A 25,612-nucleotide genomic window follows, 5' to 3' on the forward strand; every position below is an offset into this window, starting at 1 on the left:
AAAATAATTGGCAACACGCGTAAAACAGGTTACTTCGGCCTTCCCGATTGGTAGGAAAATGCACCTTCAGAACATCCGTCAGCCCTTTGTCGTCTGGCGTTCCGGGGTAATGCGTTCCGGGGCGGATGAGAAGACTGGAGGTCTGTTAACGATAACCATTCATTACGGATCAGCGACGGGCCGGGTTTGGCAGGCATTGGATGCTTTGTCCGGCAACACCGCCTAGTCTTAACAAGAAAAAACCTCCCCTGTTCGACAGGGGAGGTTTTTTCTTACGCTAAAGTAACTGGCAGTTTTATACTAGTTGAGGGCAACGACCCGGTTCGACAAGGTGGGTTGTTTGGTGGCAATCGTTACGCTCTGAGTGGTCGTTTCAACACCGTTGGTAATTTCCAGGGTATAAACACCATCTTCCAGATCACTCAGATTCAATTGAAGGCGGCAGACCTGTTCTTTCTTGCCCAGGTATTGCGCGAACAGGACTTTTCCGGTTGTATCCTTCAGACGAATATCGACACGACCACCCGCCGACTTGTCCAGCGCGACGTTGAGTTTGCCGGTCACTGTCGAATAAACACCGGTTTTGTACGTGGCTACTTTGGCTGGGCGACCGATCGGGTTGGCTTCAGTAGGGGCAGCAAATGTAGCAGCAGATGCAACAACAGCCAGTGATAAGGCTAAAGCGAAGGATTTGATGAGGGTTTTCATACTTGTATGTGTTTAGTGTTTTAGTTTTAAAGCTAGTCGGATTATTTCCGATTGGTGAAACAAAGATATAGGCTATGGTTGGTACTATGTAATGCAAACTACTGGAACGGTCATTCGCCTTGATGAATGGATAGAAAGCAGGCTGATTGAGGGAACGGTATCTAGGATTGATGAGGTTTAGGTCGCAATTTTGTTGGGCCGGACATGTTATTGTCTGATTGTTTTTGCGCCTGACTGTATGTTGCTTTATTACAAACCTGCGTTGTTTGCCCCTTTCCCGACGCTTATTGCTGCCGAAAGTACCCGGCATGGGGGCGTTAGTCCAGCTCCGTTTACTTCCCTTAATCTGGGCATCAATACGGCTGATGATACGGCTAATGTAGACGAAAACCGTCGGCGGTTCTTTTCGGCAATTGGTGCAGAGGGGTTGTCCTTTGCCTCTTCGCATCAGGTTCATGGAACCGATGTGTTAGTAGCTTCTGAAGCCGGACGGTCCGATGGCTTCGACGCCCTCATCACCAATACGCCGGGCCTGCTCGTTGGCGTTACGGTTGCCGACTGTGTCCCCATTCTCATCTATGACCGAGAACACCAGGCTGTAGCGGCAATTCATGCCGGATGGCGCGGAACGGCGGGAGGCATTGTGACCAGAACGCTGGAAAGAATGCAGCATCAGTTTGGCACCACGGCCGACCAATGCTTTGCTTACGTAGGTACCTGTATTGACGACTGTGCTTTTGAGGTTGGGCCGGAAGTGGCTGAGCAGTTTGCATCGGCCTTCAAGCGCATGGATGAGCAGACCGGAAAAAGCTTTATCGATTTGAAAGCAGCCAACGCACATTTACTGACCGCCTTTGGTATTCCTACCCCACAAATTGATATTTCTCCTTATTCGACAGTTGCTCACAACGACCGGTATTTCTCTTACCGGGCCGAGCGTGGGCAAACCGGACGTATGCTGGCGGTTATTGGAATAAACAATTAAACATTTGTTTCCTGGGGGCAGTTATGTACTTGTTTTTATAACATACTACATACTCAACACTCAAACGTCATGGGAATCCTGGTATCAATTCTTGTAGGTGCAGTAGCCGGCTGGCTGGCTGATCTTGTTTTCAAACGCTTTTCGTTTTCGCTGTTCGCTGAAATTCTTCTGGGCATTGCCGGTGGATTTGTAGGCGGCTGGATCTTCGGCCGTGATGGCGGAATGGTTGATCAAATTCTTACCGCTTTTGTCGGTGCGGTTATCATTCTGGGTATTGCAGCCCTGATTAAAGGTTCGCGCCGTACGGTATAAACTGATTTCCCTGGTGTATTCATTCATTTAAATGAATAGTAAGGGTAATAAATCAGACTTATAAATTGGCAAAAAGCCGTCCCTGATGAAAATGGGGCGGCTTTTTCGTTTTCGTTGGATTCATAAAGGTAAGTCCTCCAGCAACGTTTCCCTGGCTTAAAGCGTGGCATCGCTACTTCATCTCTGACATTATTCACTTGTAGGCAACGGCGTTCTCAACGTAGAGTTGCTGCGGGAGTTCTGTTTCGCCCAGCATTTCGCGTAAATCAATCTCTATACTACGGCAGATCGTAGCAATGGGCAGATCATTAAAGCTGTTGTCAAATGGATTCATGTTTATTTCGCCCGAGATCTCCAGCGTATAAATGATCCAGGCAATAACGGTGTAGAGTGGAACGGTCAACCACAGGTGCCAACTGCTGATTTTTCCCATCTCTGCCAGTAAGCTGAAAGGCAGGACAGCGACGAACAAGCTAAGGAATACATTGCTGAAGTAGGCATATCGTTTTGGGAACGATAGCCATTTGATACATTCGGCCGCACCCTGCTGGGCGTATAGCTCCATTAGTAGACGCTCCATTTCAATATGGTGGCTGTCAGACAACAAGCCAGTCATATGCAGCTCCTTTAACTGTTTCGACTGGCGTTTAATGATCTGGGCGGCCGGATTTTGCCGGTTAACGAAAAATTCAACCTCGTCGTCATACAGAAAAAGACTTAATTCTTTATCCAGTTGTCCCTGATTAAACGTTGGTTGTGCTTCGCCCGCGTTCATCTCTTGGCTACTTGGCGGTTGCCAGAAGGGGTAACTTTGTAGCTGTATTCGCAAGGCGTTCAAATAGGCAATGTGCCGGTAAATAAGTATCTGCTTGGTACTATAGAGGTTATTGGTCGAAAGCTCATCTACCGGATGTATGGCATTAATATAATCTACTACCTGAATGCCCCATGACCGGCTGGTATTCACCAGATTTTCCCAGATACGCCGACCTTCCAGCAAACGCTTGAACAAATAATTATTCCGGATACCGATATAAATGGCAATCACCACACCAACTGTGGCCACCGGAACAAAGGGAAAGGCCAGCACGGTCCAGCCAGTCCAGCTATAAAGTGCGCAGATACTAAAAGAATACAGCGCAAAAAACAGGATCGCACGCCAGGCATAGGGCGTTTCGATACGAAGTGGCATTCGTTTAGTAGTATTCATGAGTTTAGTGTGGAGTAGAGTTATTGGGAGTCGGGCCCGGCATAGTGTAGGGTAAGTGCCGTAATATCGTCGAATTGAGCCGCCGTGCCAATGAATGTCTGCAATTCATGAAGCAGGGCATCGTTAATGGCCTGAGGCTTGGCCGTTGCGGTTTGCGCGGTCAGGAATTCCTGAATGCGTTTCATGCCAAACCGCTCACCGGTTTTGTTGTTAGCATCCGGCACACCATCGGTATAGGTAAAAAGTGTGTCGCCGGGCTCCAGCACGAACGTACCTGACGAATAGGGATAGTCGCCATCAATGCACAAGGCCAGCCCGCCTTTTTTCTTCAGAACTTCGACCTGATTATTTTTTCTGATAATCATGGGGGGTTCGTGACCGGCATCCACATACTCAATAACGCCCGTTGTTAAGTCCAGAATAGCCACAAAAGCCGTGACAAACATCATAGACTGGTTGTCGGCGCTTAAGAAATAATTGATCCGACTGACCTCCTCGGTGATCGTATCGCAGTTCTTGTTCGAAAAATGGCTTTTGAAAATGGCTTTTGTAATGGCCATGAACAACGAAGCTGGAATACCTTTATCCGACACGTCACCAATGATAAAGAACAACCTGTTTTCGTCCATCAGGAAGTAATCGAACAAATCGCCCCCAACGAGTTTAGCTGCTTTCAAAAAGGCATGCAGGTCAAAATCCGTTCGATTCGGGAAAGGAGGGAAGACCTTGGGCAGCATAGCCTGCTGGATTTCCTGCGCAATGTTGATATCATTCTGAATAGATACCAGTTGATCATGTTCATGCTGGGAGTTGACCAGCATCTCGATATGACCGATCGTTTTGTTGATCGTAATCTCCAGATCGTCGAAGTTAATGGGCTTGGTAACAAAGTCGAACGCCCCCCGATTCATGGCCGTACGAATGTTGTCCATGTCGTTAAAAGCCGACACCATCACGGCTTTGAGGTGGGGCATTTTTTTGTCGTTGAGCTTGGACAGGAACGTTAAGCCATCCATCTCCGGCATGTTGATGTCGGAGAGGACTAAATAAACATCCTCATTCTGCTCCAGCTTTTCGAGTGCTTCGGCGCCATTTGTCGCGAAAATAAATTCGAAGTTTTTGTCGCGGATCTGACGTCTGAATCGCTGTGTGATGAGCATTTCCATATCCGGCTCGTCGTCCACACTAAGTATTTTAACAGTCATTATCGTTGTGATTAAAGAGTTGAAGATTTTTCAATAGCCTGGTTTAGCGGCAGTGAAATGGTGAATTCTGTATACTGGCCAGCTTCTGAGTCGACGCTGAGTGATCCCTTGTGTATGCCTGTAATAATTTCGCGGCTGAGCGAAAGCCCAAGCCCTGTTCCTTTGCCAACCGGTTTAGTCGTAAAAAATGGTTTGAAGAGATTACTCTTTACCGAGTCGGGGATGCCTTCTCCATTGTCCCGGATCTTCACTTCGACGTGATCGGTCAGGTGCCGCGACAGCACCAGAATGGCGGGTTTATAATCGTCCGGTTGTTTTTTACGTCGCTCATTGACGGCATAGCAGGCGTTGAGAACCAGATTCAGAATAACCCGGTTGAATTCGTAAGGGGCAATGGATATTTTACCCATAGACGGGTCCAGTTGAAAGGAAAGCGATACGACAAACTCTTTGTCGCCCGCCCGCATGCCCTGGTAAGCCAGTTTAGCGAATTCTTCCAGCAGCAGGTTGATGTCGGTAAGCTCAAAGTTGTCAGATTGATTATGCGTTTGAGCGAGCATTCCCAGAATAATCCGCTCCGCCCGTTCTCCATTTTCCCGGATTCGGTTAATATTACCCGTCAGCATCGTTAGCAGAGACAATATGTCGGAGAGGTGTGGCTGATCGGGAGATTCGGCCAGTATCTCTTTGATTTCCGCAGCCAGATCGGTGGAAAGGCGGGCGAAATTAGTGATGAAATTAAGTGGATTCTTGATTTCATGAAGAATCCCCGCCGTCAGCTGGCCAATAGAAGCCAGCCTGTCCAGCTCGGTCACACGTTCCCGAAGTAGGGCCAGCTCTGTATCTGTGGTATCGTTTAGTTCTGCCAGACGTACCGGTTCTGCTTCTTCTTTAGACTCTTTCATGCCGCTGGTTTTATAATCCCGAGTGGAAAATGGTTAATTGATTAAGGCGGGTAACGTCACTAAAATTTCGGTAAATTCTCCTTCTTCCGATCTGATTTCCACTTTTCCTTTGTGGGTTTCAATAATATCTTTTACCATGAACAGACCCAGCCCTGTTCCTTTAGAGGTGGGTTTGGTGGTAAAAAAAGGACTGAAAACTTTGCTCGATTCCAGTTTCGGCATTCCTTTTCCATTATCCCGAAACCGAATCAATACCTGGCCTCTTAGAAGTTGCGTTTCTATATGAATTTCAGGCGAGAACGGGCCGGCTGATTTCTGCTTTTCATACAGAGCATAGTACGAGTTGCTGATTAAACTATGCACCACCTGACCGAATTCGTACGGCAGGATTTTAGCCCGGATCGGATTTTTTTCCAGGTTCAAGTCCAGGTTTATGGTGCACTCTTTATAGTCCGTTTTTATTTCCTGAAATACTGTCTTGACCTTACTGTCGATGAAGCTGTTCAGATCTGTTTCCAGAAAATCTCTTGATTTTTCACGAAGTAACTTCTGCATATCTTTCAATATGCGCGTTGTACTATTACTGTGCTCCTGAATCTTATCCTGGTTTTTTTTCAGGACAGCCAACTCTTCTTTAAGGAAACTAAGGGTGTCGTCAGAAATAGTTTCTCCCTGCTGATTAATGACGTCGATAATTTCATCAATTATACTATCAGACGATTGGGAGAAGTTGTTGACGTAGTTCAGCGGATTTAATATTCGGTCAACAATCCCTTTTGTAAGCTGACCAACGGATGCCAGTTTTTCCTGCCGTATTAATTCATCCTGTGTGTTCTTAAGATCACTCAATGTGTTTTCTAAATTCTCAAGCAGTCGGGTCTTAATATAGGCGGCTATTAAATGCTCTTTGAGATTTCGGATCATGTTAATATCCCGCTGATCGAAGGCAAATGATCTGGAAATATTTTCCAGAATGATGAATCCTTCGATCTGCCCTTCGTTTTTGATCACAATGGTCAGGAGCGATTTCGGGGTGCTGACGTGGTCGATTGCATTGTTTAATGGTGAGAACGTGAAGTTATTTTTATAGTAAATATCTTCATATACCTCTACCGATTCAGTTAAATATCGACTCTCTGCCTGCTCTCTGCTCAATTCGATCGATTCAAACATGGTTAGATCCTGTATTCCTCGTAAAGCTTTGAATTTGAAGCTGTTGCTGGCTTTGTCGAAGATCAGAAAGGCCCCGTTATCCATATTTCGGATAACACTGAATTTAGAGAGGATAGTCTGGAATAAATTAGAAAAGTCGACCTCTGTATTGATGGATTGAACAATCAGATCTATCTTTTCCAGCTGGTCATTTTTTGCAGCCAGTTCTTCAGACTGCTGTTCTAACTCCTGTTTTTGATCGACAACTTCTTCGGTACGTTCTTTGATCAGATTTTCAAGTTTAATGCGTTCATTTTTGGTTTTTTGTAGCCGCCACCGAGCCAGCGTCCATAAAAGCACACTTCCCAACAGTACGTATAGAAGGATAGCCCACCATCGTTTGTAAGTAGGCGTGTTTACCGTAAATGAGAATGTAGACTCACTACTTTCTACACCATAGATATTTTTTGCTTTCACACGAAACGTGTAATCGCCGGGCACAAGGTTCGTGTACTCTTTGCTGCTTTGTGCTGTCCAGGGCGACCAGGTATCTTCAAAATTTTGTAAGTAATATTTAAACGCCAATCTGTCGCCAGATGAATAATCGGTGGCAGAAAAGTCAAATTTCAGGTCGTTAATCTGCGATTTCAGTAAGACATTTCCCGTAGCGTCCAGTGCCTTTTCGATGTTGCTCCCTGTTTGGCTGTATCCATTAAACAGGACACTATCGTTCGTCGCAATTTTGCGGATGTAGGCCTGAAAAGGACCTTTCCTTTTTTCATTAAAAGCCAGATCAAAACGGAGTAATCCGTCGGCCGTACCAAACCATATGACCTGGTCATTATCCCGATGAACGGCGCGAATGGATATATTGGCTAATGGCAAGAAACGGCTGCTGTCTTTTTTAATAGATGAGCCCTGATCCCGATAGTAGGCGATGTCTTTATCATCACCTCTCGTTGCCCAATAAGCTTTAGGGGCGTCCTGAATAATTAAGCCATACCAGTTTGTGTTTTTAAAACTGGTAGCCGAGGATGTCGTTTTAAGAAATGAAGAAGGTAAAAAAGCATCGACTGACTTACTATATTGAAATACGCCTTTGGCATTATAGACGATAATACCCTGATGGGAATTGAGTAAGTGATTACCAACTTTGGTTAATTCACCATTGGGTGATGTATAATGGTAATTGATGCTTGATTGAGTTGGGGGCACGTATCTAAATATTCCTTTTGACATGCTCTCCATCCAGACATCACCCTCATCGTCGGTCGTAATCGTCGTTATGTTATCGTCATATTTTTCTAACTGCTGATACACAGGTACACTGCCTGTTACATCGACCTGAGCCAGCCCTTCCCGATTGCCCACAAAAACTCTGTTGGGGTTCCGACGATCACGGGTAAGGCAAAAGCTATATTCTTTATTCACGCGTTGGGCTACAGCTGCTAACGAATTCAGCACATAAACCCCGTTACTGCTGGCAATAACCAGTTTATCGTTTACGGGTGATAGTGCCCAACAGCCAATGTTGATGCCTTCGACAGGAATGAACCGGGCATTGTTCAGGTAAAAAAGTCCCTTATTGGTAGCAATGCACAGTTTTCCTTTAAAACGAATGATATTATTGATGCTGCCAAAGTTGTAAACAGAGCTGGTAAACTGCGAAATGGGGGAGTTAATGGTTAAATGTGCCAGTCCGTTGTCCATCGCAAACCATACATTCGAATCTTTGTCTTTGTAGAGCTTATTAATACGGCTATCCTGAATTTTCTCTCTGACAATCCGATTAATTGATCCGTCATGGGTCATAAAAACCAGCCCTGATTCAGTGGACCATACGGCAATTGTGTTTGAATCGAATTCGTAAATAGTCGTTATTGGATTCGTTGCTAATAAGGTGTTTGCCGGGCAATTGAACCGACTAAGCGTATTTCCTGATAATTTATAAATGCCACTCGTTTGTGTGAATACTAAGCTCACACCTTTGTCAATATCTACGATATCGACTATGTCTTTTAATTCAGATTTTATACTGTTCGTTATTTTTCTGGTTTTCAGATCGAAAACATCCAGGGTATTGTCTTTTCGGGTAATCAGAATTCGTTCAGAAGAAGCATGAGCCGAGAGGGCTAGTTTATGAAGGGGTATAGCATTGATCGCATTGCCATTCAGTATGAAAATCTGTTTGTTGGATATGAAAAACAGTTGCTTGTTCACCTCAATTATTTCAGTGATTTCACCAATCGTTGAGGTGATGGAGCTACTTAACGACTTGAACGAAAGGCGTCCTGTTTTGTCCGGCGTTAAATAGCCAAACTCGTCTCGTGCTCCCACATACATGGTTCCGGAATGACTATAGTATAAGGCGGAAACCTTTGTTTGAGCTACTGTAGGTATGGTGCGCCAGCTTATGCCATCGTATTCCAGAATTCCACCAAAGTTACCAAAATACAAAAGTCCTCTTTTGTCCTGGGAGATGGCAAAATTTTCGTCGTGATTTTTGTATTGATCGGCCGAGAATACAGACAAAAGGGCTTCACCACTTTCATTTAGTGTACGTAAAGACTGCGCTTCAGAAAAAGTAGATAGCATAGACATAAAAAACAATCCCAATAAGATTGAAGCTGTTTTTGATCGCCTTTGTATTGTGTTAAACTTAGCCATTTTCATTGCGTTTTTAGACGCTCTCATTTAATTGACTGGGACAAATTACGGAAAAGGATAGTATACCGGCATAGTAAATGTAACTGTATATAGTTTATATGCTTTCCTGTATTCATTATCAATTTCTAGGTAACGAGTTTACCCGTATCTGCCGTAAACTCTACATTCGATATGGTGAGATCATTTTCACTTTCAAATGCCGCAACTTTTTTGCAAAGTTCAATGTATTTTCGATCGTTTTTTGCCTTAAAATAGTCCGAAATATCACTGAAGCGTTCGGGATTGGACTTTGCCAGTCCATAAAGAGCTGCTTCGGCAAGCAGAACGTTCTCTGTCTTGACATTGGCTGCTAATATTTTTATAGTATTCTCATCATGGTATTGCAATAATTCCTTTAGGGCCAGCGCCTTTGTCACGGCATTTAAATTATCCTTATTAATAATAGTTAACAAACGGTTCTCTGTTGATAATTTCTGCTGTGGATATCGACTCTCATATTTTAGCAGTATTTCGAAGTCAGATATATTTTCAAAAAGTGTCAGCACTCTACTTTTTATCTCATCCGATTTTATAAGCAGACTTACCAGATCTGCCAGATAGCTTTTCGTTTGGGAATAAGATCCGTATATTAATTCTTCAATTTTTTTGAACTGATTATCGCCACGGAAAAAAGATAGTATAGTAAGTATTTTTAACATACTTTTCTTTCGCTCATCTTTTAAGGCATTGAATAAACTGTCTCTTATCACCGAATCTTTTAAATCATTTTCAGCTGATACTATCCATAAGTAAGCATTTATTTCTGCGTCAATCTGCGTAATAAGATAAGACTCTTCACCCTGGTTGGGCGTATAATTTAAGCGTGTCAATGCTTCCATTACCCGCATAGTAACTTCATTGGACGAATGGGTTAGCTTTGCGCGTAAGAAACGAATTGCTTTGGGGCTACCGATCGTCTCAATAATGTCAATCAGGATAGCTATTATATCTGCCTTGCCATCATATCTGTTGAAATAACTATTCACGTGTTCGATGATTGGCTCACCTATTACGATAAGTGTTTCCTTCGTTTCCAACTGGAGTTGAGGTGAGGAAATTCCAGTCATTAAATACGGTATCAGCTCGGTTCTTTTTATTTGTCTGGAAGATCGGATAGCCGCTATTTGCACACGTACATCGTTATCATCCAACAGTTTAATGATGTATTTATACGCATAGTACCGACCTGATTGCCCAAGCAGATAGGCCGCTTGTTCCCTGTCGCTACTTCGGTGCGATTCGCTTAGTTTTATTATCGCGTCAAATGATATGGCCGACAAGTTTTCTGTTTCTGTAACCTGTTCAATATCAATGGGTTTTCGGCTTTCTTTATCCCGGTTTGTTTTCGTAGAAAATAAAATGTTTAACAAAGTTCGTGTGTACTCTTTCTGCATCATAAAAGCTAATGCTGCCCATATGATTAAGAAAATCATTAAGAATAGAAAGATGGCTACGGTACTTGAAAAGCCAATTTTTGCCAGCAGAATCAATATGCCGCCCGCCACAACATAGCCCAATGGTTTGGCATAGGTTTCAACCTGGTTTTGTAACTTAATACTTTCCAGGCGCGGAATTGGCTGGTATAGCAGTTGGTAGGAGGTATCGCTGAAGGACCGCCGTACCGATGTGATCAGGAAGCGGCTGATTAATACCAGAAAGAATATCTTAACACTCAATGCTGACATTAAAAATAATAAGCTACTAACTACCAGTAACGAGATTGGCATTAATATTAATCCAGACATTATTCCGTATGTATTTGTAACAAACCGGAACAGAATACCTTTTACCAGTACTTCTATTAATGAACAGATAAAGAGAAATTGGCCAAGAAATATGGCTAGTTGGTCTTTATCCGGGAAATATTTTTTACTATCGACAGAAAAGCTAAACTCAATGATATACAGGCAGGCTATTGGGACCAGGCCTAATAAATACATAAGAACGGGATATTTTTTGCCCGGTAGCGGAATGCTGCTCTCTGTGTTTACTGTATCAGACTTTTTAAATAAGAACTTTTCTTTATTTTTATTTATTATTCTTCTTATTAAGAATATAGACAGCGTGATAAAACAAAGAGCGATATAAAGTAGCGTTTCTACCTGTACAATTTTGCCGCTGATGAGCGTTTTAACAACAAAATTTGCCGTTATAGAGGCAAGCACTTCTCCTGTTCCAATTAAACTATAGAGTCGTTTTGCCTGACCCAAGTCAAATATACTCGACGCGGATACCCAAAATGTAAAGCTAAATACAAATAAGTTGACCCTTATCCACAGGTATAGTAAAAAAATAATCCACTTGCTTTCGGTTAGTCTGTAGCTTACTAATAAAATTAATATAGATACAGACAGGAGGGTAACCAACAGTACAGCAAGAGAGGAAAAATTAATGTATTTCTGAATCGTCGAATTTAATTTGGCAATAAAAAAAAGAAAGAATCCACCCGTAATATAAGCAACGGGTAACATTTTGGCATCAAATATTGTGAGAAACAACGTGGTAGCAGCCGTATAATAAATATATAAACCAACTCCAATACAAAAAGAATAAGCCAATAGGAGGAAAACCATCGGTTTTTCTTCCTGGCGTATATTTAATAAGTTTATTATTACGCTACTTTTTGCCATTTCCTATTGTGTTTTATTAGTCGACGTACTGGTTCATGACTTTATCTAGTTTGTTTGTTCCATTTCATAGTAATATACAATTCTGTTTACATTTTAATCTACTTGAAATTGTGTTTTTTTTACTTACAATTTTTACTTTTGTGAATACTTTTTTCTACATGCACCCTAATGGAAAATCTGTTTCTTACGTTTGATATTGTTGAAGGCCAGCTTTTTACCCAGGATGAGTCAATTAGAAAAAGGATGTTTCAGTTGGTAGGCCAGAGTTATGTGAATCCCGCCCAGCTCATCAATCGAATATACGCTGTCAATGATATTGCATTTGTTGCCCGGATAAACACTGAGATTGTTGGTGTGCTTTTGTTCAATTATCAGGATCGGTGTTCGATAACTGTAGGGAATCAAACTTTTTTAGCTATTTATAATGGCTATGCCGTAACTGATCTTCAGTATCGTAATCAGCGCATTATTCAAAAGCTGGTTGCATTTGCTACTGAGGAATTTAATCAGCGCATTCAATTACTTAATTCCCGGCTGCTGCTGTACGCCATTACATCTAACCCATATGCTTTACGTGCCTATCGGACTGTGTGTGATTACATGGAGCCGTTTGCCGATGGTTCTTATACTGAGTATGGTTCTCATCTTGTTACGCAGTTAAAAAGTGAATTAGGGATAAGTGTTTTTGAGGACGCTCACCCCTTTAAGTTTACAACCTCACTGCCGCAGCGGTATAGCCTTTTTGAGCAGGTTAATCTTGACAAAGCACCGGAGGCTGAAAAGCTTTTTCTCCAAAAGTTAGGTGTCCATGAAGTTCAGGGTGATCGTGTAATTTTCTTTTGGGGCCCTCAGGATCTGTTTTCAGCATGCTCTATAGAGAAACCATCAGACGGAGTGTTCCATTTAGGCCCTTCTGAGGCAGCCGATACGATTGACTAGTGCCGTTGGCCGACCGGGTTCCCGGATCAAAATAAGTGGTGTTTAAAAGGTTGTTGCCGATGAGCTGGACATGGACCGCTCGATTTACCTGATAGGTTACCGTTCCATTGGCCAGGAAAAAGGCCGGAAATTCGCCGTTGGGCTGTAAGGTATTTGTGGGTACGGATGTACCGGGGCCCACTGGTCTGTCGCCTACGAAATTTATTCTCAGGTTAGCGGTCAGCCGGTTTTTCAGGAATCGGCCGTTTATGCCTGCATTAAAATGGTGTTTGGCAATATCGCCCACCGTCAGTGTTGTCCTTTGGGTTTCATTGCGCTTTAGGGTGTCTTCCCGGGTTGCATTCGTGAAGGTATAGTTTGCGTATACCTGAAACCGTTTGCTGAGCTGAAAATCGGCTGTTGCCTGGACACCAAATACATTCGCCTTTCCGGTATTCTGCTTTTGCTGGGTTCTGCCTGTTCCAAAGGGTACGGACGTTTCTTCAACAATGTTCGAAAAAATGGAGTAATAGGTAGTAATGCCAGCCTGTGTCCGGTTTGACGGCGCGTAATTGATGGCGAGCTCAAAATTATCAATCCGGTCGGGCTTTAGCGTTGGGTTGGATAATTGGCGCGTTGAACTGATGGCGTAGCGGTCCCGGCTCGATGCATCCTGAAATGCCTTGGCATAAATGGCCTTGAAGGCCAGACGGCCAGGGGTGAAAATAAGCGCAAGACGCGGGTTGAACTCCGATCCATAGCCACCCGATTTCCTGATTTTAGCGTTGTCATACCGCCCGCCGAGCGTTACGGACAGCAGGTTATTGATGGCGTAGGTTCCCTGAAAAAATGCACCAAAGTTGAAATACTCAAACAGGTTGCCGCCCGCTGTATTGTCAAGCGTACTGCGTCCGTAGTCTTTAGCACTCGTGTCAATAGGCGCTGAAAGGGTCTTGCTGATGGTAATTGTTTTGTAATCGCCCTGGATACTGCTGCTTCGGAATTCGAGTCCGCCCACCAGATCGAGCCGGTCACTCGGTGTTGCCAGTAAGCGAAGTTCGTTTCTGAACTGGTTGGAGTGTTGATAGAAATACTGCGTTTCCCAGTAAGGCGCTATGTTCTGGCTCAAGTTATAGGCTAACCGAACGCTCGCCAAATCGCTGGCGGTTGGCGAATTGGCCGTTCGGGCTAGCAGTGTCAGGCCCTGATTACTGTAATTACGCAGCGTTACGGACCTCGACTGGTCGCCAACTTCCGTTACCCGATACTGCGTTGTGTTAATGATCGAGAGCTTGTCTTTTATGATTTCGGTGTTGTAAACAGCGAAAATCGTGTTCTGCATGGGTCGCCAGATATTCCCGTTTTTGGCACCGGCCCGCGAGTTATCATTGGCCGAGTTGAGGGTGCCTTCGCTCAGGTTCCAGGTTTGCAAACCAATCGTAAAATCGTTGAAGGTGATTTTCGCTTTCAGGTAATAGGCTTTCAATTCATTGGAATAGCCAACCGGATTGCCATTTGGCGTTTGTTGCAGGGCCAGTTTATCAAGGTTTTGGGCCGCAGCCAGGCCATCGGGTGTAAGCAGCACCGAATCGCCAACGGCTCTGAAGTAAGGGCCGGTGATACCATATTTCTGAGCGGCTGCTGCGCCTTTGAAGTTGAGCGATTTACCGTAGTTCCAGCTGTTGTAATCGTCCGGGTTAAAATCATATTCTGAATACTTCGACAGGTTTTCCAGATTCGAAAAATAACCCCGGCCGGTAACGCTTATGGCCATACTGCCCACTCGGGCTGCGGCTGTCACGTCGGCGTAGCGGGTGTTGTAAGACCCGTAGCCCATGTCGGCAATAACGGCCGTTTGTTTGTTGCCCAGAACTTCCTTAGCCGTTTTGGTAATGACGTTGACGACGCCCAGGAATGCATTCGCCCCGTATATCGTCGATGCCGGGCCATACACGATCTCGACCCGTTTTACGTTGGAAATCGGGATCTGCGTCGACCAGTAAACGATGTTGCTCCATAGGTCATTCTCCTCGATACCGTCGATCATAAACAGCGTCCGCTCGGTATTATCCGAGCGATACCCGCGCTGGTAGATGTTTGAGTAGGTAAGGCCGTAGGTTCGGGACAGGTCGAAGCCGGGTAAATCGTTGAACAGAATTTCCAGATCCGTATACCCGCGCTGACGAATATCTTCATCCGTAACGACCATGACCGTAGCGGGAGCTTTGTAGAGGTCCTCCGGTTTCTTAGAAACAGACGTAACACGTACAACCTGCGTTTGTGTCTGCTTGACTACGTTAACCATATTAACAAACCGAAAAGGAAGGAGTAAATCCGCTTCGGGTTCGTAGGCTGGATTCAGTAAAAGCATTTGCGTAATAGCGTCGTTTGCCAACTGGGTCGAATCGAGTGCCAGATAGGTTAGCGACAGGAGTTTATAGGCAAGTACTTTTTGCTTGGTATCGAACCCATCTTTCAGGCAGGGGTTCAGTAAGGTAAATACTTCATTGAAGTTAGCCCGGTCGTAGTTGTCCTGGGCATCTTTAATTTTATAATCCCCACATCCACCTTGGGCAATAGCCGATGTTGCTGTGGCGACAACGCCCAGAAAAGTGGCTATACAGACCAGGTAAACGATTGGTTTCATTGAAATCACGGGTTAATGATTAGTTACGGTTTAGTAAAATGCCGGGCTGAGCCAGATAGCCCGCCATCAGTTTATTCCATTCTGCTTCAGACAGATTGCCTTTGGCGGTTTTTAGAGCTTTGTCGTAAAGCCCTTTTGTATTGATATTCATCACCCTGACTGTCTGGTCGGCCCCGCAGTAGAGCAGGGTATTGCCATCGTCGCTCAGGGTGATGTTCATAACCCAGTTTCGGTAGTCAGCAACCACGGTGGGTGCCTGCTGAAGGTCGGCTTCCGACCAGATTCGGATGGTGCCATCCAGACTGCTGGTCAGAATCAGCTTTCCGTTGGGCGAAATAATGGCCCCGGTAACGCTGCCCGAATGGGCACCCGGCAGGAAGGCTTGAAAACTGCTGACTTTGTTATTGACAAAATTCCATAAGAGGACATCCCCGCCCGAACTGCCCGTAACGAGCGTCTTCCCGTTGGGGCTGAAGGCAAGTGCCGAAATACGGCTCCCCCTAAACTCGGGCCGCACGACAACGACCGGCTCCCGGTCTTTACCGGCGAGGTCGACCGTGATCAGACGGCCATTGTCAGAACCACAGACCAGGTGTTCCCCATCGGGTGACACCTGAGCGGCATATAACTTGTAGCCTGTTTTAATGTGCGCCAGGGAGTCCAGCCCTTTGGCCGTTATTTTCCAGATCCGAACGCTTCCCGATGTGCTGGCCGAAACCAGGTGCGTGCCGTTTTGATAAGCATGCAACGCGAAAATAGGCGAGGGGGCGGTGGCAAAGAACGTCCCTTTTTTAGGCTGGGCAATATCCCAAACGTAAATGCGGCCGTCGGTACTGCCCGCAAATAACCGGTTGCCGTTGTCGGAAAAAAGAACAGACCTAAAGCCACTCCCTGACCGGCGGGCAGGGCTAAAAACGGTAGCCGGACGATCGGGGTCCAGAGGCCGGACCCGAACGGAACCATCGTCGCTGGAGGAGGCCATCAGACTGCCGTCCGGCTTTACGGCAAGTGCCCGGACATTATCGCGGTGTCCTTCAAAAATCAATTTTTTGTCGCTCGCTTTCGACAGAGCGGCAAAAATAGCCGGGGAGTTCGATGGGCCGCCATTCGCCATGTTCAGCTGGTAGGCAACCACCGACAGGAGGCTGGGCAGCGAGTCCTTGGCCGTTTCGGCCGTCTGTAATGATTTGATCGCAATGGACTGAGCGATGGCCAGCATACCCAGTCGATTGGCTTCTTTCGCATTCAGCTTTTCACGTTCGCTGGTTTTTTCGGCCAGTACTTTCAGGCTATCCGAAATTTTACTGGCTGCCCGGGCTCGCTTTTCAGCCGCTGACGCAACCTGGGTGGCTACGTCGGCCAGATTTTTCTGTTGAACCGCGATGCTTCGTTCGTTGTCGGCTCTGGTCGATTGAATAATAGCCAACTGCTGTTGTTTCTGGGCATACTGGCGCTGTGCTTCGGCAATCGTTCGTTGTTCTTCGGTCAAAAGCCGTTGCTGTTCGGCAATCTCCTGAAGCTGTTTGGCGATTTTACTTTGCGAAACGGCTTCTTTCGTCTGGCTCTCGGCGTTTTGCTGCTCGCGTCGGGCATTCTGGGCGCTTATTTCAGCCGCTTTACTGGCCTGACTCGCTTCACCTTCCAGCAAATTGAAGTAAATGGCGGCAATGATACCTACAACCGCCAGCGAGATACCCGTAACCGCCAGGATGCGTGTCTGACGGATATCCTGCTTTTGCCGTTTTTCGCGGCTTTGCACGTCAAATTCGTACTGGTCCTTGCTGTATTCCAGGTACGTGATGGCTCGCTCGAAGAAGATGTCGTAGCGTTGAGCCCAGGCCAGCGTGGGTTTGTTATCTTTCTGCCACTTGAGCGCTATCTGAAGCTCGGGTGGGGTGAGCGGACCTGTTTTGCCTTCCTGATACTGAGCGGCCGATTTAGCGATCTCCTTGTAGAGTTTAGCCGATTCGGTTTCCTCCTGACTCCAGATTTGCAGCCGCTCCCAGAGCTGAACGATACGACCGCGCGATATGCTGATAACGGTATCCTGTCCAACCGAACTACCCACAAAGGGCAATAGAAACGACGCTTCGCGGGCCCGAAACCGATCGACTACATCGAAGAGCAAATATTCAGGAATACCCGTTATCTCTTTGATGGTGTTGATGCTGATGGGGTTGATGATGCTGCGATCATCGGGACCCAGGGCAATCAGCGACTTGAATACTTTCTCGGTCGTCAGGCGTAGCTTATCCGACGGCAGACCGGCGTATAGTTCTTCAGCATGCACCGAAATGGCATTGGTCATCGTACCAATGGCCTCGTAGTGCAGACTGTCGATGGGTTGATCGGGGGCAGCTGTTTTTTGCCAGTAAGCCCAGGTCCGCATCAGGGCATGCTGCAACACGGGCAACTGTTGCGAATTCAGGCCCGTGTCTTTCAGTAATTGTTCCGTCAGCGCGGGCGTAATTTTTGCCCCCAGTGCTTCAACAGGTTTAACAATAACGTCGCGTATCTCCGCCGAATTCATTTTGGGCAGCAGATAGGAGCCGTCATTGATGGCTTCGGTAAATCCGTCGTAGAGCGTACAATAGTCCAGAAAGTCCGAACGCATGGTCAATACGACAAAAATCGGGTTATCTGTTTTCTTGGTAGCGGCCAGTAACAGGTTTATGAACAGGGCCACATCGTCCTGCTGATGAACGGCTTCCGCATCGTCGAGCGAATAGTGGAAGATTTCTTCAAACTGATCAATAAAGATTAACACCCGCTCCTTCTGCTCAACGAAGAGGTTGACCAGGGTTTGCGGGTCCTCCCGCAGCATCGTTTCAATGTCAAAATCTTTTGCTTCGGGATTCTGATCGGAGAAATAGCGTTGAATGGCAATGGCCAGACTGTGAAAAGGATCACTTCCTACCGAGAGGGATAAGACTAACCAGCCCTCTCTTTCGCGCTGAAGAGAGGGAATCAGACCGGCTTTCACAAGCGATGATTTACCACTGCCCGAGTAGCCGACGATGGCCAGTAAACGGGCAGTGGGCATCATGTCTTTCAGCTCTTTGATCTGCTGGTCACGGCCAAAGAACAAGTGAGAGTCTTCGCGGTCGAAACTCCTTAACCCTGGAAATGGATTTGCTACCTCAATTTTATTGTAAACCTCCGTCATATTGTGTTTACAAAGTCGCTGGTTACTACTGCCTCACTCAATGCTATCGGTCTTGACAATGAATATGTTATGATTTCTGTTGTCGCTAAACGTGTACTTGAACTCATCCACGGCTTTAATGGTCAGGTGGATACCCATACCGCCAATGGGCCGCTCTTCCAGGGGCCTGGCAAAAAACTCCTCAGACAGGCTCTCCCGTTGTAATGGATCGAACGGAGGAGCATCATCCTCAAGGGTGACCGTCAGGGCTCCGTTCTCAAATTCAGAAAGCACGTCGATCGGCCCTTCGAGGTTGTTTTCCTCGTAGCCATGCATAATAATGTTCGTTGCGATCTCGTCAATCGCCAGCATGAGGTTATACGTCGCTTTTTTAGACAATCCGGCCTGCCGGGCTTCTTCTTTTACGACCTGCCGGATACCTTCGAGCGAGTCGAAAGTGCCCGGAAACGTTTTACGTTCCATCGGTATGGGATTGATAAGTGATACATACCCGACAGGGGACAGTGGGAGTTGATTCGCTAAACTGTGGTTTGTTCGACTGCCAGGACAGTCATTTGTTATTAATGGTCAGTACCTACCCGCAACCGGTCCACAGTTAAGCGAATGCGCTCCCACCGGGCCGAACCTGAAAGGTTCGACCTTAAAGATACTGTTCCACGATATTTACACTGTGTTGAAGGCCCGTTTTCTCGAGTGTTTCTACCACCGACTCCTGGGGCCTTACAATATAAATTTGTAAGGCAGTTCCCATCTTCTGTTTGGCGAAAATGAGGACACGCAGACCGGCCGAGGAGATAAACGTCAGGTTTTCGACAAAGAGAACCAGTTCGTCCGGCGATTCGAGCGCCATTTTTTCAATCTCCTTCTGAAATTCCCGGGCGGAGAGCGAGTCGATTTCGCCCACCAGAGTGATCTTGGCAATCTTTTTAGCTTCAGCTATAATTTTAAAACTCATGATATTACTTGTTTTAAAGATAAGTTAGAATGGATGATCGGATGCATGCTATAGGATGTATGCCATTGACATAAATACATCATACATCCTATAGCATACATCACACATCATTTACCGATCAGGATGACGACACTGCGCCCCCCGACAAGAAATTCGTTTTGGTTACCCAGCAAGGCTTCTTTCCCGTTTTCATAAATGTCGGCGGGTGATGGCATGTCTGTGTTGGCAAACAGGTACCACTTTTTTTCCGGGGGTAAACCCGGCAGTTCAAAGTGAAGGCCTTCCCAGTACATGTTCATCGCCACATACACCATGGCATCTTTTACGATACCTTGCTTGGCATGGTCGCCACACAGCAGAAAGGCAAACGAGCGGCTGCTGGCCGAGCGGTCGCAGTTCCAGGCTTTGGTGCCGTGAAAGCTGATATCCGGGTAGCCACTGCCCATGTAGTCCCAGTACTGAAAGTGTGTTGGGCTGCGCAGCACCGGGTGCATACGCCTGAACTGGATCATGGTCCGGGCGAAATTGTGCAGATCGCTGTTGGTGTCCAGCTGCGTCCAGTTGAACCAGTTCAGCTCGTTATCCTGACAGTAGGTGTTGTTGTTGCCTTTTTGGGTCCGGCCCACTTCGTCGCCCATCAGCACCATCGGAATGCCCTGGCTTACCAGTAGAATGGCAAAGGCGTTCTTGATCTGTTTGTGCCGCAGGAAATTGATGGCCGGGTTGTCGGTTTCGCCTTCCCAGCCGCAGTTCCACGAGTTGTTGTCGTTGGCACCGTCGTTGTTGTTCTCTCCGTTGGCCTCGTTGTGTTTTTCGTTATACGCAAACATGTCGTAGAGCGAAAAACCATCGTGGCAGGTGATAAAGTTGATACTGGCCGTTGGGCCACGCTGGCTATACAGGTCCGGCGAACCCATAATGCGCTGGATCATGCGGGGTACTTCGCCCGGGTCACCTTTCAGGAATTTCCGTACATCGTCGCGGTACTTGCCGTTCCACTCTGCCCAGCGGCCATAGGCCGGGAAGGAGCCCACCTGATAGAGGCCACCCGCATCCCAGGCTTCGGCCACCAGCTTGCACTTGGCCAGGATGGGATCGTAGGCGAGGGATTCCAGCAGGGGCGGATTACTCAACGGACTGCCATCCTGCGCCCGGCCCAGAATAGCCGCCAGGTCGAACCGGAACCCGTCGATGTGGTATTCGGAGGCCCAGTAACGCAGGCAGTCGAGCACCATGTTACGCACCACCGGGTTGTTGCAGTTCAGCGTGTTGCCCGTACCGGAGAAGTTGAAGTAATACCCTTCCGGCGTAAGCATGTAATACGTTTTGTTGTCGATACCCCGAAACGAGATCGTCGGTCCCCGGTGATCGCCTTCGGCGGTGTGGTTAAACACCACGTCGAGCATGACCTCAATGCCGTTTTTGTGCAGCTCTTTGATCATGGTCTTCAGCTCATCGACCTGCATCCCGAACTTTCCCGTGGCGGCATAACCAGCCTTGGGCGAGAAGAAGTTGACCGTGCTGTAGCCCCAGTAGTTGACCAGCGTTTCGCCCGTGGTTGGACTTTCGCGGCTGTTTTCCCACTCATCGAACTCATAAATAGGCAGCAACTCAATGCAGTTGACTCCCAGGTCTTTAAAGTACTGAACTTTGGACCGGATGGCACTGAACGTTCCCGGGTTTTTGACCTTCGACGATTCGTGGCGGGTAAAGCCCCGAACGTGCATCTCGTAAATAACCAGGTCTTCAGAGGGCGTTTCGAGCGGGTGGTCGTGCTCCCAGTCGAAGTCTTCAAACGCCAGCCGCGACCGATACGGATATATATTATCCCAGTTCGGTTTGGCCATCCAGGTATCCCGTCCGCCCAGCACTTTGGCGTAGGGGTCGCTGAGAATGACCGACTTGTTGAACCGCAGCCCGGCCGATGGGTTGAAGGGCCCATCCATCCGATAGCCGTATTCGAGCCGTTCGTAATTGAGTTCAAAGACGATCATGCTGTACACGTTCCCAATCCGGAACTCGTCGGGGAAGGGTATTTCGGCAAAGGGTTTGTCTTCACCCCGCTCAAAGAGCACCAGCGTACAGGAGGTCGATGCGCTGGAAAAGATGCTGAAATTAACCCCGTTGGCGACCATGGTTGCCCCAAAGGGCAACACATGGCCACGCCGGAATTTAATGCCCTCGAATTCGTGCGTGGGATAATAATCTATCCGATTATCAATCATGATCAGGCGGCTTTAAGAGTCTTTATGCCTTCGTCCAGCGTATCGACCGTAATGAAGAAACTGAGAAATCCGGTGTTAGCCATGATGTCCTGAATTTCTTCGGACGTGCCTACCAGTACCACTTTGCCACTGCTGGCTTTTACCTGTCGATAGATCATCAGCAGCACCCGCAAACCGGCGCTGGACAAAAACTCGACATCCGTCAGGTCGATGATGACTTCTTTTTGCCCTTGAATAGCTGCGATCGCTATCCGCTCAAATTCGGGCGCGGTTTTGCTGTCGATGCTACCGCTTGCTTCGATGACGGTGATGGCCTCAGCCGTCCTGGAGGTTACATTCATGCCTGTAGTAGGGTTGAAAAGTTGAAGGTTGGTGATCGTTGCTTATTGAACCGGTGTCAGCAGCACTTTCACTCGTACCTGCTCCTGCGTATCGGGTAGTTTTACCGTAAGCGCTTCCGCGTCGAAATTGGTGTATGGTTCATCATTGATAAAACATTCACTAATGTAGACACTGCCTTTGGGCAGAATGTCCGGCGAAACGTACAGGATGTTGTCCTTGAAGGAATCCGGGTACGGCTTGAAGTAAAAATACGTCGGTTTTTTGGTAATCAGCAGGTTAACATATACCGTTGAGAGATAGCAAAGCTCAGTGCTGTGGTAGGCACTCATCGAGTGGCTGCCTTTTAGGCGCTCGGTACCCATCAGGTACGGCATACCGTTCGAGAAGACGTTGAAATATACCCCGCCATCGTCGGTATCGAGGAAGAACGCGTTGTAGAACGAAGCCGCTTCCCGAGCCTGTTTTTCATATTCTTTATCGTCGAGCAGACCGTACATGATCATGTAGGCCAGGATCGCCTGTTCCTGCTGCCACCACGCTTTGCGGTCGTGCCACACAAACTGGTGCCGTTTGCTGCCGGGCTTGAGCGTCCGCTCTACCACGTCGTACCAGCCACCCCGCTGCTGGTCGGAACCGGCATCGGGCATCAGCTCAGCGATCTTCTTGGCAAAATCGAGGTATTCCTGCTTGGGCGTGAGCGACTGCATGCGCATCAGGTTCCAGGCAATTTTGAGGTTGTGCCCCACAACCGCCCGGTTTTGCTGCCAGCCCCAGGATTGGTCCTTGCTCCAGTCTTCGAAGAATTTCTCCTGAACGAACGGGCTGTTCTCGTAGTCGGGGAAGTACTTGGTGATGGTGTCGAAGGTGTATTCCAGGAAGTCGGCGTATTTCTTCTCGCCGGTAGCCAGATACAGGTTGATCAGGTAAGCCGGTGCGTGGTCGCCCACCGAGTTCCAGTTTTTGCGAGCCCGGTTGTGGGCCAGCGACTCATCGCGTGGGTCGAGCCCAATGGGGTCGATGTGGGAGAAATAGCCACCCTGCTCATTGTCTTTGTAGTACATCTCGAAGAGGTCGATGGTCTTTTCGATGTCCGACAGGATGCGTTTGTCGCCCGTGATGCGGAAGGTCTGCGTAGGACCGGCCAGTGCATAGATCTGCTCATACATCGGGATGGAGTAAAAATCGTCTCCGAATTCAGACGTCAGCAGTTTGGTTTCTTTGGCACCGTCGAGTTTAAGGCCGTGATACCAGTAAATGAGGTCGGCATCCTGGTCATAGAACCGCATGTGTTCGCGCAGGTATTCGGTTCCTTTTTCGGCACCTTCCAGGAAGGCATCATTGCCGGTCAGCATATAGGCTGAGGCAAAGCCGTAGATCATGCGCGAGATGGTGTCGGTCTCCTGGAGGTAGTCGCCTTTTTTGGCGCCTGCCAGGTGCAGCATCGTGCGGTAGTTCTTATAGTCGATGGGCTCCTCGGGGTAGTTGAACTGCCACTTGAGGTAGCTGGTGGCAATGGAGCTGATCTGGTGAATCCACCAATCCTGCGCTTCGTGGCGGAACTCCATAGGGTGGTGGCCCGGAAAGATCATCCACTGCACTTCAAAAACCGGCTCATCGTCCTCAATGCCGGGATAGAAGGAGCCGTAGGCATGCACGTACTGCCCTTTTTTGGACAGCATTTCGAACATGACGCCTGTGGCATCCTGATAAGGCTCGTTGAGGTTCCGTACCGAACGGGCAAAGGTGGAAGCAATCAGAAAGAGTTTAAACTTACGGCCATCGGAGGTTTCCAGGACAAAAGCTTTCTCCGACGAAATAAACTCGACGACATAGCCCGAAATGGTATCCGAAAAGGTGAAGTCGATTTTCATGCTGGCCCCCTTTACCGGGAGGCCCTTATCGCCTGTGGCAACATTTACTGTATCCGTTTCCATGAATGCTATTTTTGGATTTAAGGTTAAAATCGTGTTTGCTGGAGGTGGTGTTACTGCACTAATCGTGGTAACCCTGGCTGATCTCGACAATGTTGCCATCAGGGTCTTTGAGCCAGACGGTTTTCCAACCCGTAATAAAGTCGCTGAAGTCAAGTGGCCCCAGCGTAATGACGGCGGCATCGCCAAGGGCGCTCACCGCTGCGTCGACATCATCGACCTGAAAGGCCAGGTGCCTGACGCCCGCATAATGAGGGCCATCGGCCACGGCGTCGGGTGTGCCGGTTGGGCGTTCGCCTTCGGCTTTAAAGAGCTCGAGATAAACCGATTCGCTATTTTTGAGGAACACGATTTCATTGCCCTCACCCAGCGGGATGGCCCGCGACCGGTGAAAGCCAAAGTAATCCGTGTAGAACTGTTCCGTTTTAGCCGGATCGATGCAGGACAGCGCAATGTGCGAAAAAACCATACTGGCCATGGATTGAGTCAGGTTATCGTTCGGAGAGAATTTCAATGATTTTTTTGGCAAACAGGTGCGCATGCCCGCCCGAACGGCCCGTAACCAGGTCATCATCTACCACCACATCTTCATTGGTGTAAATGGCTCCGTACGCTTTGGCGTCGCCGATGAGGTTGTTATGGCAAACCAGCGGTCGGCCTTTCACCAGCTCCGTAGCGGGGGCCACCAGCCACAGGCCATGGCAGATGATTCCTTTCAGAACCGACTTTTCGGCAAAAACCCGTTTGAGGAATTCGGTAGCGGGGGGGATTTTCTCAACATCTTCGGTGTAGCGCAGCCGGTCAGATACCATGCCCGAGGGGACAATGATGGCTGCATAGCTCCGTAACTCCTCATCACTCATGTTCTCGAAACTTTCCGAACAGTCCATGGGTACTTTGTACTCATGGCCATGAAAAGTGATCCGTTCATTGCCCCACAGCCGGGTCAGAAAATGCAGTTCGGCACCTTCTTCGGGGAAGCGGTATTTGTAGTAAAAAATTTCGTTTTCGAAGTAGTCACTTTCCAGAAGCACTCCGATTTTTTTGCCGCTCAGTTTCATGGTTACTTGGTTATTGAGTACTGGTTATTGGGTGATCAGCCACGGTTGGATAATGGGCTGCTGCCCAATAACCAATACCCGCTTTCATTACAGCGTAGCAGAGCCCTCGCGGGGAACAAAATCATCCACTACATACTTGGTCAGGATGGGCGTACCAGCCGGACCGGCCTTTAAGGTCCATGTCTGATAGGCGTCGGCATCAATGCGTTTGCTGGTCGCTTCGGGGGCGTTCCAGACGCTGGCTTCCCAGTGTACCACTACGTCGACTGTTGCGGTGTCGCCATCGATTGTTGCTTCGGCTTTGGTAACGGTATGAACTTCATCGAAGAACGTACGGATTACACGCTGATACCAACTCTCGAAACCGGCATAACCATACACGGTAACTTCCGGGAAAACACACTCCAGTTCGGCATCGGCCAGTAAGGGCAGCACCTCTACCATGGGCGCGTGAACATCTAATTTGAGGTACCAGTCGTCCACAAACGTCTGAATAGCTTCTTTGGTCAGCATTTCGTTTTCGTATTAATGATTTATCAATAAATTGAATCAGT

General features: G+C 47.5%; 20 protein-coding genes. 4 read left to right on the top strand and 16 right to left on the bottom strand.

Translation table 11 applies throughout. The features are described 5' to 3' along the window. Positions 1-7 precede the first annotated feature (7 nt). Positions 8-226: a hypothetical protein gene (locus ACYVK4_RS28815; protein WP_461131044.1), complete on the top strand. Its 219-nt coding sequence runs from the start codon at positions 8-10 to the stop codon at positions 224-226. 74 nt (positions 227-300) lie between these two features. Here the strand turns inward: ACYVK4_RS28815 and ACYVK4_RS28820 are convergent, their stop codons facing one another. Then, complete coding sequence (locus ACYVK4_RS28820; protein ID WP_461131045.1) at positions 301-708, bottom strand: T9SS type A sorting domain-containing protein; 408 nt, start codon at positions 706-708, stop codon at positions 301-303. Positions 709-946: 238 nt separating this feature from the next. Between ACYVK4_RS28820 and pgeF the strand changes: the two genes are divergently transcribed. Continuing rightward, positions 947-1,693, top strand: a complete 747-nt coding sequence (gene pgeF / locus ACYVK4_RS28825; protein WP_461131046.1) for a peptidoglycan editing factor PgeF — start codon at positions 947-949, stop codon at positions 1,691-1,693. Positions 1,694-1,762: 69 nt separating this feature from the next. Continuing rightward, entirely contained in the window at positions 1,763-2,005 is a 243-nt protein-coding gene (locus tag ACYVK4_RS28830) for a GlsB/YeaQ/YmgE family stress response membrane protein (RefSeq protein ID WP_461131047.1), read from the top strand. A gap of 193 nt (positions 2,006-2,198) precedes the next feature. Here the strand turns inward: ACYVK4_RS28830 and ACYVK4_RS28835 are convergent, their stop codons facing one another. The 5 genes from ACYVK4_RS28835 to ACYVK4_RS28855 form a co-directional block, all read right to left on the bottom strand. After that, entirely contained in the window at positions 2,199-3,215 is a 1,017-nt protein-coding gene (locus tag ACYVK4_RS28835) for a bestrophin family protein (protein WP_461131048.1), read from the bottom strand. A gap of 20 nt (positions 3,216-3,235) precedes the next feature. Continuing rightward, positions 3,236-4,420, bottom strand: coding sequence for a PP2C family protein-serine/threonine phosphatase (locus tag ACYVK4_RS28840; RefSeq protein ID WP_461131049.1), 1,185 nt, complete (start codon positions 4,418-4,420; stop codon positions 3,236-3,238). An 11-nt stretch (positions 4,421-4,431) separates the two neighbouring features. After that, positions 4,432-5,325, bottom strand: coding sequence for a sensor histidine kinase (locus ACYVK4_RS28845; RefSeq protein WP_461131050.1), 894 nt, complete (start codon positions 5,323-5,325; stop codon positions 4,432-4,434). 33 nt (positions 5,326-5,358) lie between these two features. Beyond that, positions 5,359-9,078 (bottom strand): ATP-binding protein, encoded by a 3,720-nt coding sequence (locus tag ACYVK4_RS28850; protein ID WP_461131051.1) that lies wholly within the window; start codon positions 9,076-9,078, stop codon positions 5,359-5,361. Positions 9,079-9,269: 191 nt separating this feature from the next. Further along, positions 9,270-11,813, bottom strand: a complete 2,544-nt coding sequence (locus ACYVK4_RS28855; RefSeq protein WP_461131052.1) for a hypothetical protein — start codon at positions 11,811-11,813, stop codon at positions 9,270-9,272. A gap of 168 nt (positions 11,814-11,981) precedes the next feature. Between ACYVK4_RS28855 and ACYVK4_RS28860 the strand changes: the two genes are divergently transcribed. Continuing rightward, complete coding sequence (locus ACYVK4_RS28860; protein WP_461131053.1) at positions 11,982-12,752, top strand: hypothetical protein; 771 nt, start codon at positions 11,982-11,984, stop codon at positions 12,750-12,752. On the opposite strand, the gene ACYVK4_RS28865 is transcribed toward ACYVK4_RS28860, so the two are convergent. The 10 genes from ACYVK4_RS28865 to ACYVK4_RS28910 form a co-directional block, all read right to left on the bottom strand. Then, entirely contained in the window at positions 12,685-15,378 is a 2,694-nt protein-coding gene (locus ACYVK4_RS28865) for a TonB-dependent receptor plug domain-containing protein (protein ID WP_461131054.1), read from the bottom strand. The genes ACYVK4_RS28860 and ACYVK4_RS28865 overlap by 68 nt on opposite strands. A gap of 19 nt (positions 15,379-15,397) precedes the next feature. Beyond that, positions 15,398-18,544, bottom strand: coding sequence for an NACHT and WD repeat domain-containing protein (locus ACYVK4_RS28870; RefSeq protein WP_461131055.1), 3,147 nt, complete (start codon positions 18,542-18,544; stop codon positions 15,398-15,400). Between the two features lie 33 nt (positions 18,545-18,577). Then, complete coding sequence (locus tag ACYVK4_RS28875; protein WP_461131056.1) at positions 18,578-19,006, bottom strand: ATP-binding protein; 429 nt, start codon at positions 19,004-19,006, stop codon at positions 18,578-18,580. Between the two features lie 178 nt (positions 19,007-19,184). Next, positions 19,185-19,499: an STAS domain-containing protein gene (locus ACYVK4_RS28880; RefSeq protein WP_461131057.1), complete on the bottom strand. Its 315-nt coding sequence runs from the start codon at positions 19,497-19,499 to the stop codon at positions 19,185-19,187. Between the two features lie 107 nt (positions 19,500-19,606). Then, on the bottom strand, positions 19,607-21,724 hold the full coding sequence (gene glgX, locus ACYVK4_RS28885) for a glycogen debranching protein GlgX (RefSeq protein WP_461131058.1): 2,118 nt from the start codon (positions 21,722-21,724) through the stop codon (positions 19,607-19,609). Between the two features lie 2 nt (positions 21,725-21,726). After that, entirely contained in the window at positions 21,727-22,065 is a 339-nt protein-coding gene (locus tag ACYVK4_RS28890) for an anti-sigma factor antagonist (protein ID WP_461131059.1), read from the bottom strand. Positions 22,066-22,107: 42 nt separating this feature from the next. Then, on the bottom strand, positions 22,108-24,000 hold the full coding sequence (locus ACYVK4_RS28895) for an AGE family epimerase/isomerase (RefSeq protein WP_461131060.1): 1,893 nt from the start codon (positions 23,998-24,000) through the stop codon (positions 22,108-22,110). A 58-nt stretch (positions 24,001-24,058) separates the two neighbouring features. Further along, positions 24,059-24,511, bottom strand: a complete 453-nt coding sequence (locus ACYVK4_RS28900) for a VOC family protein (protein WP_461131061.1) — start codon at positions 24,509-24,511, stop codon at positions 24,059-24,061. After that, positions 24,489-25,058: a DJ-1/PfpI family protein gene (locus ACYVK4_RS28905; RefSeq protein ID WP_461131062.1), complete on the bottom strand. Its 570-nt coding sequence runs from the start codon at positions 25,056-25,058 to the stop codon at positions 24,489-24,491. The genes ACYVK4_RS28900 and ACYVK4_RS28905 overlap by 23 nt, the downstream gene beginning before the upstream one ends. A gap of 87 nt (positions 25,059-25,145) precedes the next feature. Then, the gene (locus ACYVK4_RS28910) at positions 25,146-25,571 is read right to left on the bottom strand and encodes a hypothetical protein (RefSeq protein WP_461131063.1); all 426 of its coding nucleotides are present in this window, start codon (positions 25,569-25,571) and stop codon (positions 25,146-25,148) included. Positions 25,572-25,612 lie beyond the last annotated feature (41 nt).

The organism is Spirosoma aerophilum (genome assembly GCF_054782495.1).